Genomic DNA, 13,172 nt, shown 5'->3' with positions numbered 1-13,172 from the left:
TCACGTGACGGCCGACACACCCCCGCCCGTGCCCTCCCGCGCGGCCGTCATGGACGACGTCGCGGCGCTGGCCGGCGTCTCCGCGATGACCGTGTCCCGGGTGCTCAACACCCCGGAGAAGGTACGGGCGCAGACCCGGGCCCGGGTGCTGGCCGCGATGCGCGAGCTGGACTACCGGCCCAACTCGGCCGCCCGGATGCTGGTCACCGGCCGGTCCGGGGTGCTCGGCGTGGTCAGCTTCGACACGACGCTGTACGGCCCGGCCTCGACGTTGTACGGCATCGAGCAGGCGGCGCGCGCCGCCGACTACACGGTGAGCATCGCCAGCCTGAGCGCCCTGACCAGGGCCGCCATCGAGGACGGCGTCGACCGGCTGCGCGCCCAGTCCGTGGAGGGCGCGATCGTGCTGGCCCCGCACCGTTCGGCCGCCGCCGGGCTGCGCGGGCTGCCGCCCGACTTCCCCGTCGTGGTGGTCGGCGCGGGCGACGACCTGCCGGTGCCGGTCGCGGCCGTCGACAACCGGGCGGGCGGCGTGCGGGTCACCCGGCACCTGCTCAGCCTGGGGCACCGGACCGTGTGGCACATCGCCGGCCCCGCCGACTGGATCGACGCCAGCGAACGCGTCGTGGGCTGGCGGTCGGTGCTGGAGGCCGAGGGCCGCCCGGTGCCCGTACCGCTGCAATCGAGTGACTGGAGCCCGCGTTCGGGCTACGAGCTGGGCCGGCGGCTCGCCGCCGACCCGGCGGTGACCGCGGTCTTCGCGGCCAACGATCCGATGGCGCTCGGCCTGCTGCGCGCACTGCGCGAGGCGGGGCGCCGCGTCCCCGAGGACGTGAGCGTCGCCGGATTCGACGACGTCCCCGAGTCCCCCTACTTCGCGCCCCCTCTCACCAGTGTCCGGCAGCCGTTCGGCGAGGTGGGGAGGCATGCGGTCCGGCTCCTGCTGGAACGTATGGCCGACCCGCTCGCCGACGGCGCGAGAAACCGTCCGCCGCTGACCGTCGAACCCGAACTGGTCGTCCGCGAGAGCACCGCGGCGCCACCCGTGTCCTGACCCCGGCCCCCGTGACGCACCGCCCCTGACGCACTGACCACGCACCGAGAACGCCCTGAGCGGCGCTCGCGGTGAAATGTTAGCGCTAACAAGAGCTAACGCTTGCTCGACCATCGGAGGACATCCCAGCCGTGCGCATCACCAAGATCGGCACTCATGTGGTGGGGACGCCGTGGCGCAACCTCACCCTCGTCACGGTGCACACCGACGAGGGCCTGACCGGCGTCGGCGAGGCCCGGATGCTCGGCCACACCGACGCCCTGCTCGGCTACCTCGCCGAGGCCGAGAGCCGCCACATCGCCGGCAGCGACCCGTTCGACATCGAGGACCTGGTCCAGCGGATGAAGTACGGCGACTTCGGCCGGGCCGGCGAGATCGTCATGTCGGGCATCGCCTGCGTCGAGACGGCCTGCTGGGACATCGTCGGCAAGGCGCTCGGCCAGCCCGTCTGGCGGCTGCTCGGCGGCAAGGTCCGCGACCGCGTCAAGGCGTACGCCAACGGCTGGTACACCGTGGACCGCACCCCCGAGGAGTTCCACGCCGCCGCCACCCGCGTCGTCGAACGCGGCTACCACGCGCTCAAGCTCGACCCGTTCGGCCACGGCAGGCTGGAGCTCGACCACGCCGAGACGATGCGCTCCATCGGCCTCGTCGAGGCGGTGCGCGACGCCATCGGCCCCGAGCGCGAGCTGCTGGTGGAGATGCACGGCCGTTTCTCCCCCGCGACCGCGATCCGGGTCGCCGGGCTCCTGGAGCCGTTCGCCCCGTCCTGGATCGAGGAGCCCTGCCCGCCGGAGAACCTGAAGGCCCTCGCCAAGGTCTCCCGGCACACCGTCCTGCCGATCGCGACCGGTGAGCGCATCCACGACCGCATCGAGTTCCGCGAGCTGTTCGAGTCGCAGGCCGCCGACATCATCCAGCCGGACGTCGGGCACATCGGCGGCATCAGCGAGGCGCGCAAGCTCGCCGCGACCGCCGAGACGCACTACGTGCTGGTCGCCCCGCACAACGTCGGCGGGCCCGTGCTCACCGCCGCCACCCTCCAGCTCGGCGTCTCGGTGCCCAACTTCAAGATCCTTGAGCACTTCAACGACTTCGCGGACGCGCCGGTCAAGAGCATCGTGCGGGGCCTGCCCGAGGTGGTCGACGGCCACTTCGCGATCCCCGAGGGGCCGGGGCTCGGCATCGAGCTCGACCACGACGCGCTCGTCGACTTCCCCCGGCAGGCGGCCGACTTCGACCTCTTCTCCGAGGACTGGCACAAGAGGGACGGGTCGCGGCGCCATGACGGGACGGGGCGATGAGCCGGTCCGTCGTCGTCGACCGGCCGGGCGCCTCGCGCCTGGCCGAGGGCGAGCAGCCCGTGCCCGGTGCCGGCGAGGTGCTGGTGAAGGTGAGCGCCGCCGGGTTGTGCGGCAGCGACCGCGAGCTGTTCGAGGGCGGCCGGCCCGCCGGGTTCGTCTCCTACCCGGTCACGCCCGGCCACGAGTGGTCCGGCACGGTCGTGGCGGCCGGGCCGCAGACCGACCCCGGCCTGCTCGGCGCGTGCGTCGTCGGCGAGGGCCACCGGGGGTGCCTGGTGTGCGGGCCGTGCCGCGACGGGTTCCCCAACCTGTGCCTGTCGGGGTACGACGAGACGGGGTTCACCAGGCCCGGCGCGTTCGCCGACCACCTGCTGCTGCCCGCCCGGCTCCTGCACGTGCTGGCGCCGGACGCCGACATGCGGGCCGCGGCGCTGCTCGAGCCCGCCGCCGTCGTCGCCTCGGCCGTCCGGCACGCGGCGCTGCGTCCCGGCGAGACGGCGGCGGTGGTCGGCGCGGGCACGCTCGGGATGCTCGCCCTCCAGCTGCTGGCCGCGGCCTCCCCCGCCCGGCTGGTCGCCATCGACCCGCGCGCCGAACGCGGCGCGGCGGCGGAGGAGGCGGGCGCGACGTCGTTCCTGAGCCCCGGCGAGGCCGCCGACGGCACGTTCGACGTGGTGCTGGAGACCGCCGGCGCGCCCGGCACCGCCCACGCGGCGGTGGCCCTGTCGCGGCGCGGCGGGCGGGTGGTGGTCACCGGCATCCCCGCCGATCCGGACGACACCGTGCCCACCGCGCTGCTGGTCACCCGGGCGCTCACCCTGCACACCGTCTTCGGCTCCGGCCCCGCCGACTGGGCGTACGCGGTGCGCGCGTTCACCAGCGGCGTGCTGCGGCCGGCCGCGCTCATCACCCACGAGCTCCCGCTCACCGACTTCGAGAAAGCCCTCGCCCTGAGCGCCACCCCCGGCGCGGGCAAGATCCTCCTCCGCCCCGACCTCGACTGATCCAGGAGCCACCCCCGATGGACCCTGTCCCGTTCCCCGGAGAGCACGCGCTGAGCGCGCTCGGCTTCCCGGACCGCCCCGCCCCGCCGCCCGCGTCGGCCCGGAGCTTCCCCGACGGCGGCACGTGGCGCACCGAGCTGCCGTCCTGCGAGGGACCGGCCGTCCTGGCCGCCGTCCTGGCCGAGAGCGAGCGGCTGTCGGTGCCGCTGCACCGCGTCAGCCAGGGCAGCGGCGTCTGGATGCTGACCGACGCCGAGATCGGCGAGATGGTCGCCGGCTGCGCCGAGCGCGACATCGAGCTGTGCCTCTTCCTCGGCCCGCGCGGCTCCTGGGAGCCGGGCGCGGGCGGCCGCTCCTACCCCGGGTCCGGCCCCCGGGCCCGCGGCCGCGACCAGCTCGCCCAGTGCGTCGCGGACGCCGAGCGCGCCGTCGCCCTCGGCGTGCCGTCCCTGCTGGTCGCCGACGAGGGCGTGCTCTGGACGCTGCACCGGCTGCGCTCGGCCGGGCGGCTGCCCGCCGGCACCACGTTCAAGGTGTCGGCGCTGGTCGGGCCGGTCAACCCGGCGGCGTACGCGGTCTGGGAGGGCCTGGGCGCCGACTCGGTCAACGTGCCCAGCGACCTGACCGTCGCGCAGCTCGCCGAGATCCGGGCGGTGAGCGCCGCGCCCATGGACTTCTACGTCGAGGCGCCCGACGACCTCGGCGGGCACGTCCGCCTGTACGACGCGGCGGAGCTGGTGCGCTGCGGCGCGCCCATCTACCTGAAGTTCGGGCTGCGCAACGCGCCGTCCGTCTACCCGACCGGCCATCACCTGCGTTCCGTCGCCGTCGAGAGCGGGCGCGAGCGGGTGCGGCGCGGCCGGCTCGTCCTGGACACCCTCGCCCGGCTCGGGGCGGACGGCGGGATGTCCCCCCTCGGCTCCCGCGACCCGGGAGAGCTCCGGCGGTTCCCGGCCACCGCCGCCGAAGCAGCCATGACCACCTTCTGAGACCCCCACCCCGAAGGAGAACGAGATGAGACTCGGCCGTTTCACCACCGCGACCACCGCCGTCACGCTCGCGTTCGCGATGACCGCCTGCGGCTCCAGCGAGAAGACCATCGACAAGGAGGCCGGGTCGGGCGCCACCAAGGGCGCGCTGATCGGCGTCACGATGCCGACCAAGTCGTCCGAACGCTGGATCAGCGACGGCAACAACGTCAAGGCCGGGCTGGAGAAGCTCGGCTACAAGGTGGACCTCCAGTACGCCGAGAACGACATCCCGACCCAGGTCAGCCAGATCGAGAACCAGATCACCAAGGGCGCCAAGCTGCTCGTCGTCGCCTCGATCGACGGCACCACCCTCACCACACAGCTCGAGCAGGCCGCGCAGAACAAGATCCCGGTCATCGCGTACGACCGGCTGATCCGGAAGAGCCCGAACGTCGACTACTACGCCACGTTCGACAACTTCAAGGTCGGCGTGCAGCAGGCGACCTCGCTGCTCATCGGCCTCAAGCTGAAGAACGCCGACGGCACCGAGGGCGAGGCCAAGGGCCCGTTCAACGTCGAGCTGTTCGCCGGCTCGCCGGACGACAACAACGCCACGTTCTTCTACAACGGCGCGATGTCGGTGCTGAAGCCGTACATCGACAAGAAGACCCTCGTCGTCAAGAGCGGCCAGCAGGACTTCAAGAACATCGCCATCCTCCGCTGGGACCCGGCGACGGCGCAGAAGCGCATGGAGGACCTGCTCACCAAGACCTACCGGAGCGGCGCGAAGGTCGACGGCGTGCTGTCGCCGTACGACGGCCTGTCGATCGGCATCCTGTCGGCGCTGAAGAGCAACGGCTACGGCACCAGCGGCCAGCCGTACCCCGTGGTGACCGGGCAGGACGCGGAGCTGGCGTCGGTCAAGTCGATCCTGGCCGGCGAGCAGTACTCCACCATCTTCAAGGACACCCGGCAGCTGGCGACCGAGACCGTGAAGATGGCCGACACGGTGCTCAAGGGCGGCAAGCCGACCGTCAACAACACCAAGGACTACGACAACGGCGTCAAGGTCGTCCCGTCGCAGCTGCTCCAGCCGATGATCGTCGAGAAGTCCACCGTCACCTCGGCGCTGGTCGACACCGGCTACTACACGCAGGCCCAGCTGGGCGGCTGATCGCATGGCCGACGAGATCCTGCGCATGCGGGGCATCACCAAGACCTTCCCGGGCGTGACCGCCCTGAAGGACGTCGACCTGTCGGTGCGGCGCGGCGAGATCCACGCCATCTGCGGGGAGAACGGCGCCGGGAAGTCCACGCTGATGAAGGTGCTGTCCGGGGTGTACCCGCACGGCTCGTACGACGGGGAGATCCTCTTCGCCGGGGAGCCGTGCCGGTTCGGCGGCATCCGCGACAGCGAGTCGCACGGCATCGTCATCATCCATCAGGAGCTGGCGCTCTGCCCTCAGCTGTCGATCGCGGAGAACATCTTCCTCGGCAACGAGCGGGTCGGGCCCGGTGTGGTCGGGCAGGGCTTCGTCGACTGGAACCGCACCAACCACGAGGCCGGCGAGCTGCTGGCCCGGGTGGGACTGGCGGAGAACCCGGTGACGCCGATCGCCGAGCTCGGCGTCGGCAAGCAGCAGCTCGTGGAGATCGCCAAGGCGCTGTCCAAGCAGGTGCGGCTGCTGATCCTGGACGAGCCGACGGCCGCGCTCAACGACGAGGACTCCGCGCATCTGCTCGACCTGATGCGCGGGCTCCGCGACCACGGCATCACCTGCGTGATCATCTCGCACAAGCTGAACGAGGTGCAGGCGATCGCCGACTCGATCACCATCCTGCGGGACGGGCGGATGATCGAGACGCTGGACCCGGCGGTCGCCGACGTCACCGAGGACCGCATCATCACCGGGATGGTCGGCCGCGACCTGGAGCACCGCTACCCGCCGCGCGAGCCGGAGATCGGCGCCGAGGCGCTCCGGATCGAGGACTGGACGGTCCACAGCCCGGCGCAGCCCGACCGGAAGGTGGTGGCGGGGGCCGGTCTCACGCTGCGCCGCGGCGAGATCGTCGGGCTGGCCGGGCTGATGGGCGCGGGCCGGACCGAGCTGGCGATGAGCGTGTTCGGCCACTCGTACGGCACCGGGATCTCAGGCCGTCTCTACAAGGACGGCGCGGAGATCCGGGCACGTTCGGTGCGCGAGGCGATCGGCCACGGCATCGCGTACGCGACCGAGGACCGCAAGCGGTACGGCCTCAACCTGATCCAGACCATCAAGCGGAACGTGGCGGCGGCCAAGCCCGGCAAGCTCGCCCGCTGGGGCTGGGTGAACGACAACGAGGAGTACCGGGTCGCCGACGAGTTCCGCACCAGCATGAACATCAAGGCGCCGTCGGTGCTGAGCGTCACCGGGCAGCTCAGCGGCGGCAACCAGCAGAAGGTCGTGCTGTCCAAGTGGATCTTCACCGATCCGGACGTGCTGATCCTCGACGAGCCCACCCGGGGCATCGACGTCGGGGCCAAGTACGAGATCTATTCGATCGTCAACCGGCTGGCGGGCGAGGGGAAGGCGATCCTGCTGATCTCCTCCGAGCTGCCGGAGCTGCTCGGCATGTGCGACCGGATCTACACGATGGCGGCCGGGCGGATCACCGGTGAGGTGCCGCGCGCGGACGCCACCCAGGAACGCCTCATGTACTTCATGACACAGGAGAGGGAGCAGTCCCCATGAGCCCTAGCGCGCCCGGGAAGGCCACCGGGGACACCGGGGGCCTGTCGAAGGCGACGGACCGCGGCGGCGCGGCCGGGCCGGACCGCGCGACCGGCCCGGCCGGCGCCGCCGGCACGCCGCCGTCGAACGGCCGGTCGCTCGCGCACCTCACGATCAACGTCCGGCAGAGCGGCATCTACGTCGCGTTCGCGCTGATCGTCGTGCTGTTCACGGTGCTGACCGGCGGAGACCTGCTGCAGCCGCAGAACATCTCCAACATCATCGTGCAGAACTCCTACATCCTGATCCTGGCGATCGGGATGATCCTGATCATCATCTCCGGCCACATCGACCTGTCGGTCGGCTCGCTGGTCGGCGTCACCGGCGCGGTGGCGGCCTGGCTGATGGTCGAGCAGGGCGTGCCCTGGCCGCTCGCGCTGGTGCTCACGCTGGCGGCGGGCGGCGCGATCGGGGCGTGGCAGGGCTACTGGATCGCCTACTTCGGCATCCCGTCGTTCATCGTCACGCTGGCCGGGATGTTGCTGTTCCGCGCACTGACGCTCACCGTGCTGGGCAACCAGGGCATCGGCCCGTTCCCGGACGAGGTCCGCACGTTGTCGAACGGCTTCACCAACGGCTACCTCGGCAACATCGGGCTCGGCGCGCTGGGCGGCGCCGACGTCGTCAGCCTCCTCCTCGGTGCCGCCGTGGTGGCCGCGCTCGCGGTCTCGCAGTGGCGCACCCGCAAGGCCCGCATCGGGTACCGGCAGACGGTCGACCCGCTGCCGGTCTTCGTGGCGAAGATCGTGCTGGCCGGCGGCCTGATCATGGCGGTGGCGGTGCAGCTCGCCCGCTTCCACAACCTGCCGTGGGTGCTGGTGCTGCTGGGCGCGCTGGTGCTCGGCTACTCGCTGCTGACCAGCCGCTCGGTGTTCGGCCGGCACATCTACGCGGTCGGCGGCAACCTCCAGTCCGCGGTGCTCTCCGGCGTCAAGGCCAAGTCGGTGGTGTTCTGGCTGTTCGTCAACATGGGCGTGCTGTCCGCGCTCGCCGGGATCATCTTCGCGGGCCGGCTCAACCAGGCCGGTCCGACGGCGGGCAACACCTTCGAGCTGGACGCGATCGCCGCCGCGTTCATCGGCGGCGCGGCGGTCCAGGGCGGGGTGGGCAAGGTGGTCGGCGCGATCACCGGCGGCCTCATCATGGGCGTGATCAACAACGGCATGTCCCTGATGGGCGCGCCCAGCGAGCGCGTGATGCTCGTCAAGGGCCTGGTCCTGCTGGCCGCCGTCGCGTTCGACGTCTGGACCAAGCGCCGTTCCGGCTCCCCGCTGCTCCGCTGACCGCGCGCCGCAGGAGATCTCCGATGCCCGACTCCACTCCCGACGAGGTCGCGGCGGCGTGCGCCGCCGCCGGGCGCGCCGCGCCCGAGCTCGCCGACCTCGACCGTTTCCCGCTGTCCGAACGGGCCCGCCTGCTCACCACGATCGCCGACAACCTGGACGCCTATGCCGCGGACCTGGTCACGCTCGCCGCCGAGGAGACCGGCCTGGCCCCCGACCGGCTCCGGGCCGAGCTCGCCCGCACCACCGGGCAGGCCCGGCTCTTCGCCGAGGTCGCCGCCTCCGGCGCGTTCCTCGACGTCACCGTCGACGGCCCGGTCAGCCGCATGAACGAGCCGATCGGCCCGGTCGCGGTCTACGCGGCGGGCAACTTCCCGTTCGCCATCTCGGTCGCGGGGGGCGACACCGTGGCCGCGCTCGCGGCGGGCTGCCCGGTCGTGCTCAAGAGCCATCCCGGCCATCCCCGCACCTCGCGCGGCACCGCCGACCTGGTCGCCGACGCGCTGTCCGGCGCACCGTCCGGCACGTTCGCCGTCGTGTCGGGCTTCGAGGCGGGCCGGGCGCTCGTCACCGACCCGGCGATCCGGGCCGCGGCGTTCACCGGTTCCACCCGGGGCGGCCGGGCCCTGTTCGACCTCGCGTGCGCGCGCCCCGACCCCATCCCGTTCTACGGCGAGCTGGGGAGCGTCAACCCGGTCGTCGTCACCCGCGCCGCCGTCCGCGAACGCGGCGCGGAGATCGCGGCCGGCCTGGTCGCCGCGATCTCCACCAACGCCGGGCAGCTCTGCACCAAGCCCGGTGTCGTCTTCCTGCCCGGCGGCCACGGCCTGGACGGGGCGATCGGGCGCGAAGCCGCGAAGGTCGAACCGCACCGCATGCTCACCCCCGCGATCGCGGACGCCTTCACCGCGGACGCGACGGCCCTGAGCCTGCGGCTCACGACCCTGTACGGGACGCCGCCCGCCGGCGACCCCCGTCCCGTCGTCTTCACGGTCCCGGCCGGGGAGGTGCCCGACGACCTCTGGGAGGAGCACTTCGGGCCCGCGGCCGTCATCGTCGAGTACGGCACCGAAGAGGACCTGTTCGGGGTGCTGGACACCATGCCCGGCACCCTGACCGCGGCGGTGCACGCCGAGGACGAGGACGACCCGCTCGTCCGGCGTGTGATGTCCCTGCTCCGCCGCAGGGCCGGCCGGATCGTCACCAACGGCTGGCCGCCCGGCGTCGCCATCGGCCCCGCCACCCACCACGGAGGCCCCTGGCCCGCCACCACCGCCCCGCTGCACACCTCCATGGGAACGGCGGCCATCCGCCGTTTCCTCGTCCCCGTCGCCTACCAGGACACCCCGTCTCGCCTGCTGCCTCCCCCATTGAGAGAGGAACGCCCATGAGACCCGTCCCACCCCTGGCCGTCGCCGCCCTGCTGGCCGGCGGCCTGATGAGCGTCACCGCCGCCGCGCCCGCGTCGGCCGCCGGTGCCTCCGCCGTCACCAAGGAGCCGTTCGGCACGATGCCCGACGGCACGAAGATCGACCGCTACACCCTGTCGAGCGGCCACGGCATGAAGGTCCGCGTCATCACCTTCGGCGGCATCGTGCAGTCGCTCGAAGTACCCGACCGGCGGGGCCGTCCCGGCAACGTCGCCCTCGGGTTCGGCACCCTGGACGGCTACCTCAGCCCCACCTACCGGACCGAGAACCCCTACTTCGGCGCGATCATCGGCCGCTACGGCAACCGCATCGGCGACGCGAGGTTCACCCTCGACGGCACGACGTACCCGCTCACCGCCAACGACGGGAAGAACACCCTGCACGGCGGCGCCAAGGGCTTCGACCAGCGCGTCTGGAAGGCCGAACCGGTCCGCGGCCGCGACTCGGCGGGCCTGCGCCTCTCCTACGTCAGCCCCGACGGCGAGGAGGGCTACCCCGGAACGTTGCGCACCACGGTCACCTACACCGTCACGCCCAAGAACGAACTGCGCATCGGGTACGAGGCCACCACCGACAAGGCGACCGTCGTCAACCTGACCAACCACACCTACTTCAACCTCGCCGGTGAGGGCTCCGGCGACATCTACGACCACAGGCTTCAGCTGGGCGCCTCGAAGTACACGCCCGTCGACTCCACCCTCATCCCCACCGGGGAGATCGCGCCGGTCCAGGGCACCCCGCTGGACTTCCGGAAGGCCACCGCGATCGGCGAACGTATCCGCGACGGGCACCCGCAGATGGTCATCGGCCGCGGCTACGACCACAACTTCGTCCTGGACGGCGGCGGCCCCGCCGCCCGCGTCACCGAGCCCGCCTCCGGCCGCGTGATGGAGGTCCGCACCACCGAGCCGGGCATCCAGTTCTACTCCGGCAACTTCCTGACCGGCCGCCTGGTGGGCACGAGCGGGCGCATGTACCGGCAGGGCGACGGGTTCTGCCTGGAGACCCAGCACTACCCGGACTCCCCCAACAAGCCGAACTTCCCGTCCACCACCCTGCGCCCGGACGAGACCTACCGCACCACGACGACCTACGCGTTCTCCGCACGCTGACAACGCCGGTCCGCGCGGTCTCCGCACGCTGACGGCCGCGTTCCCCGCACGTTCGCGCCCCACTGAACGGGCGTGCCGCCTTCCCCACGGGCGGCACGCCCCCAGGGCGGGACCCCGACCTCCAGGAGCAGCCATCGACATCGCCCTCCCGGCCCAGGCGACCCTCGGCGAGGGCCCCACCTGGGACCCGGTCACCAGCACCCTGATCTGGGTCGACATCCTCGGCTGCGAGATCCACGCCTACGACCCGTCGACGGGCGGCGACAAGGTCCTGCGGACGCCGCAGCACGTGGGGGCCGCCAAGCCGCGCGCCGGCGGCGGCCTGGTCGTCAACCTCCGCGACGGCGTCGCCCTCCACGACGACGAGGGCGGGTTCGCCTACCTCGCCCACCTGCCCGCCGACGGCGTCCGCGGCAACGACGCGGCCGTGGGCCCCGACGGCGCCTTCTGGGCGGGCACCATGCGCTACGACGAGGCCTCCGGCGGCGGCCGGCTGCGCCGCGTCGCCCGCGACGGCGGCGTGACCACCGTCCTCGACGACGTGACCGTCAGCAACGGCATCGCGTGGAGCCCCGCGGCCGACCTCATGTACTACGTCGACACGCCCACCGGCCGCATCGACGTCTTCGACTTCACCCCCGGTGGTCCCCGCCGCCGCCGTCCCCTCACCGAGGTCCCGGGCAAGCCCGACGGGCTCACCGTCGACACCGACGGCTGCGTCTGGGTGGCGTTGTGGGGCGCGGGCCGCGTCCTGCGCTACACCCCGGCCGGCGCGCTGGACCGCACCCTGGAGGTCCCCACCCCCCAGACGACCGCCTGTGCCTTCGGCGGGCCCGGACTGCGCGACCTCTACGTCACCACCGCCAGGACCGGCGCGCCCGCCGGCGACCCGAACGCCGGCGCCCTCTTCGTCCTCCCCGACGCGGGCCAAGGTCTTCCCGCCCCCGCCTTCTCCACCTCGGCGAAGTTGTAAGCGCGAATTGCGGGGCATGCAGTTGGGCACCCCGGCCGGGGCAACTCCCCTCCCGCCCCGGCCGGGTCCATCCCGCCGGGGCACCAGGTCCTCCGGCCGGCACGTTCAACCTGCCGACACCGCTCAGCCGGCCGACGCGGTTCCGGACGCGACACGTTCGGCGCGACGGTCCGGGTCGGGCATCGACCGCAGGGAGACCGGGCCGCCGACCGGCCGGTAGCGGCGTTCGGCCTCGAGCGCGGCGAGGAAGTGGCGCGTGCCGCGCACCTCCACGACCCTCCGGTCGGCCCGGTAGATCCACCCCCGGTGGGCCAGGATGAGGAGCGCAAGCCAGACGGCGACGCCCACGACGCCGGCGAGGGTGCGCAGCGGAGAGGGCACGCCGGAGAGGAGCGGGCCGGTGAGGAGGCCACAGGCGCAGACGGCGGCGAAGCTCAGCAGGGCGCGCGCGAAGAAGCCCCGGCGGAGCGTGAACGCGGCCACCACGCCCGCGAGTTGCCCTTCGAGCTCGTCCGGCGTCAGGCGGTCCACCGCCGGGTCGATCACCAGCCGCGGTCTGCGCCCGTAGAACTTCCCGCGGATGCCGAGCCCCACCGGCTGCGGCCGGCCGGCGGTGACCTTGGGGGGACGGGTGCCGAACTCGCCGGCGAGGCGGGCGGCCACCGCCTCGGTGCCCTGGAGATCCATGCGGGGATCCTGCCAGGTCAAGCGGGTGTTTGCGATGGGTTCGATGGGTAGCGTCCTGGAATGACCAGTTCGGAGTTGCTCACGGACGCGTTCGAGCGAATCAGGGACGTGGTCCACGGGGTCGTGGAGGGGTCGTCGGCCGACGATCTCGCGTTCCGGGTGGACGGGAGGTCCAACTCGATCGCCTGGCTCGTATGGCACCTCACCCGGGTGCAGGACGACCACATCGCGGACGCGGCGGGGCTGGAGCAGGTGTGGACGGCCCAGGGCTGGGCCGACCGGCTCGACCTCGCGCTGAACCCCCTCGACACCGGGTACGGGCACACCACCGATCAGGTGGCCGCCGTCCGGGTGGCGTCGGGTGACCTGCTGACCGGATATCACGACGCGGTCCACGAGCAGACCGTCGAGTACGTGCGGACGCTGAAGGACGACGACTTCGCCCGGATCGTGGACGAGGCCTGGGATCCCCCGGTGACGCTGGGGGTGCGGCTGGTGAGCGTCGTCTCCGACGACCTCCAGCACGCGGGGCAGGCGGCGTTCGTGCGCGGGCTCCTCTAGGCGGTCGAACGGCCAGGCCGAT

General features: G+C 72.6%; 12 protein-coding genes. 11 read left to right on the top strand and 1 reads right to left on the bottom strand.

The features are described 5' to 3' along the window. Positions 1-4 precede the first annotated feature (4 nt). From ABZ810_RS21525 to ABZ810_RS21480, 10 genes are all read left to right on the top strand, one after another. Positions 5-1,054 (top strand): LacI family DNA-binding transcriptional regulator, encoded by a 1,050-nt coding sequence (locus ABZ810_RS21525; protein WP_358405633.1) that lies wholly within the window; start codon positions 5-7, stop codon positions 1,052-1,054. Between the two features lie 131 nt (positions 1,055-1,185). Beyond that, on the top strand, positions 1,186-2,358 hold the full coding sequence (locus ABZ810_RS21520; protein ID WP_358405630.1) for a mandelate racemase/muconate lactonizing enzyme family protein: 1,173 nt from the start codon (positions 1,186-1,188) through the stop codon (positions 2,356-2,358). Beyond that, positions 2,355-3,362 carry an alcohol dehydrogenase catalytic domain-containing protein gene (locus tag ABZ810_RS21515; protein WP_358405628.1) on the top strand — a complete coding sequence of 336 codons (1,008 nt, stop codon included), beginning with the start codon at positions 2,355-2,357 and terminating at the stop codon, positions 3,360-3,362. Before ABZ810_RS21520 ends, ABZ810_RS21515 begins: the two co-directional genes overlap by 4 nt. A gap of 17 nt (positions 3,363-3,379) precedes the next feature. Continuing rightward, on the top strand, positions 3,380-4,351 hold the full coding sequence (locus ABZ810_RS21510; RefSeq protein ID WP_358405625.1) for a hypothetical protein: 972 nt from the start codon (positions 3,380-3,382) through the stop codon (positions 4,349-4,351). Positions 4,352-4,376: 25 nt separating this feature from the next. Then, positions 4,377-5,507 (top strand): multiple monosaccharide ABC transporter substrate-binding protein, encoded by a 1,131-nt coding sequence (gene chvE, locus ABZ810_RS21505; RefSeq protein WP_358405623.1) that lies wholly within the window; start codon positions 4,377-4,379, stop codon positions 5,505-5,507. A gap of 4 nt (positions 5,508-5,511) precedes the next feature. Then, entirely contained in the window at positions 5,512-7,065 is a 1,554-nt protein-coding gene (mmsA, locus tag ABZ810_RS21500; protein ID WP_358405620.1) for a multiple monosaccharide ABC transporter ATP-binding protein, read from the top strand. Next, the gene (gene mmsB / locus ABZ810_RS21495) at positions 7,062-8,387 is read left to right on the top strand and encodes a multiple monosaccharide ABC transporter permease (protein WP_358405618.1); all 1,326 of its coding nucleotides are present in this window, start codon (positions 7,062-7,064) and stop codon (positions 8,385-8,387) included. The genes mmsA and mmsB overlap by 4 nt, the downstream gene beginning before the upstream one ends. 23 nt (positions 8,388-8,410) lie before the next feature. Continuing rightward, a complete protein-coding gene (locus ABZ810_RS21490) occupies positions 8,411-9,778 on the top strand; it encodes an aldehyde dehydrogenase family protein (protein ID WP_358405615.1) in 1,368 nt (455 codons plus the stop codon). Beyond that, positions 9,775-10,929 (top strand): aldose epimerase family protein, encoded by a 1,155-nt coding sequence (locus ABZ810_RS21485; protein WP_358405613.1) that lies wholly within the window; start codon positions 9,775-9,777, stop codon positions 10,927-10,929. Before ABZ810_RS21490 ends, ABZ810_RS21485 begins: the two co-directional genes overlap by 4 nt. Before the next feature lie 28 nt (positions 10,930-10,957). Beyond that, positions 10,958-11,902 carry an SMP-30/gluconolactonase/LRE family protein gene (locus tag ABZ810_RS21480; RefSeq protein ID WP_358406267.1) on the top strand — a complete coding sequence of 315 codons (945 nt, stop codon included), beginning with the start codon at positions 10,958-10,960 and terminating at the stop codon, positions 11,900-11,902. A 123-nt stretch (positions 11,903-12,025) separates the two neighbouring features. Here the strand turns inward: ABZ810_RS21480 and ABZ810_RS21475 are convergent, their stop codons facing one another. Further along, entirely contained in the window at positions 12,026-12,589 is a 564-nt protein-coding gene (locus ABZ810_RS21475; protein ID WP_358405611.1) for a hypothetical protein, read from the bottom strand. A gap of 60 nt (positions 12,590-12,649) precedes the next feature. Between ABZ810_RS21475 and ABZ810_RS21470 the strand changes: the two genes are divergently transcribed. Further along, on the top strand, positions 12,650-13,150 hold the full coding sequence (locus tag ABZ810_RS21470) for a DUF664 domain-containing protein (RefSeq protein WP_358405609.1): 501 nt from the start codon (positions 12,650-12,652) through the stop codon (positions 13,148-13,150). Positions 13,151-13,172 lie beyond the last annotated feature (22 nt).

Source organism: Spirillospora sp. NPDC047279, assembly GCF_040643285.1.
Taxonomy (GTDB): Bacteria; Actinomycetota; Actinomycetes; order Streptosporangiales; family Streptosporangiaceae; genus Spirillospora.
The sequence above is the reverse complement of the archived record's forward strand: the minus strand, read 5'-3'. Positions and strand labels throughout refer to the sequence as shown.

Coding starts and splice junctions, on each gene's coding strand:
- ABZ810_RS21515 (WP_358405628.1), top strand. CDS start 2,355: ATGAGCCGGTCCGTCGTCGTCGACCGGCCGGGCGCCTCGCGCCTGGCC.
- ABZ810_RS21485 (WP_358405613.1), top strand. CDS start 9,775: ATGAGACCCGTCCCACCCCTGGCCGTCGCCGCCCTGCTGGCCGGCGGC.
- ABZ810_RS21470 (WP_358405609.1), top strand. CDS start 12,650: ATGACCAGTTCGGAGTTGCTCACGGACGCGTTCGAGCGAATCAGGGAC.
- ABZ810_RS21490 (WP_358405615.1), top strand. CDS start 8,411: ATGCCCGACTCCACTCCCGACGAGGTCGCGGCGGCGTGCGCCGCCGCC.
- ABZ810_RS21510 (WP_358405625.1), top strand. CDS start 3,380: ATGGACCCTGTCCCGTTCCCCGGAGAGCACGCGCTGAGCGCGCTCGGC.
- chvE (WP_358405623.1), top strand. CDS start 4,377: ATGAGACTCGGCCGTTTCACCACCGCGACCACCGCCGTCACGCTCGCG.
- mmsB (WP_358405618.1), top strand. CDS start 7,062: ATGAGCCCTAGCGCGCCCGGGAAGGCCACCGGGGACACCGGGGGCCTG.
- ABZ810_RS21475 (WP_358405611.1), bottom strand. CDS start 12,589: ATGGATCTCCAGGGCACCGAGGCGGTGGCCGCCCGCCTCGCCGGCGAG.
- mmsA (WP_358405620.1), top strand. CDS start 5,512: ATGGCCGACGAGATCCTGCGCATGCGGGGCATCACCAAGACCTTCCCG.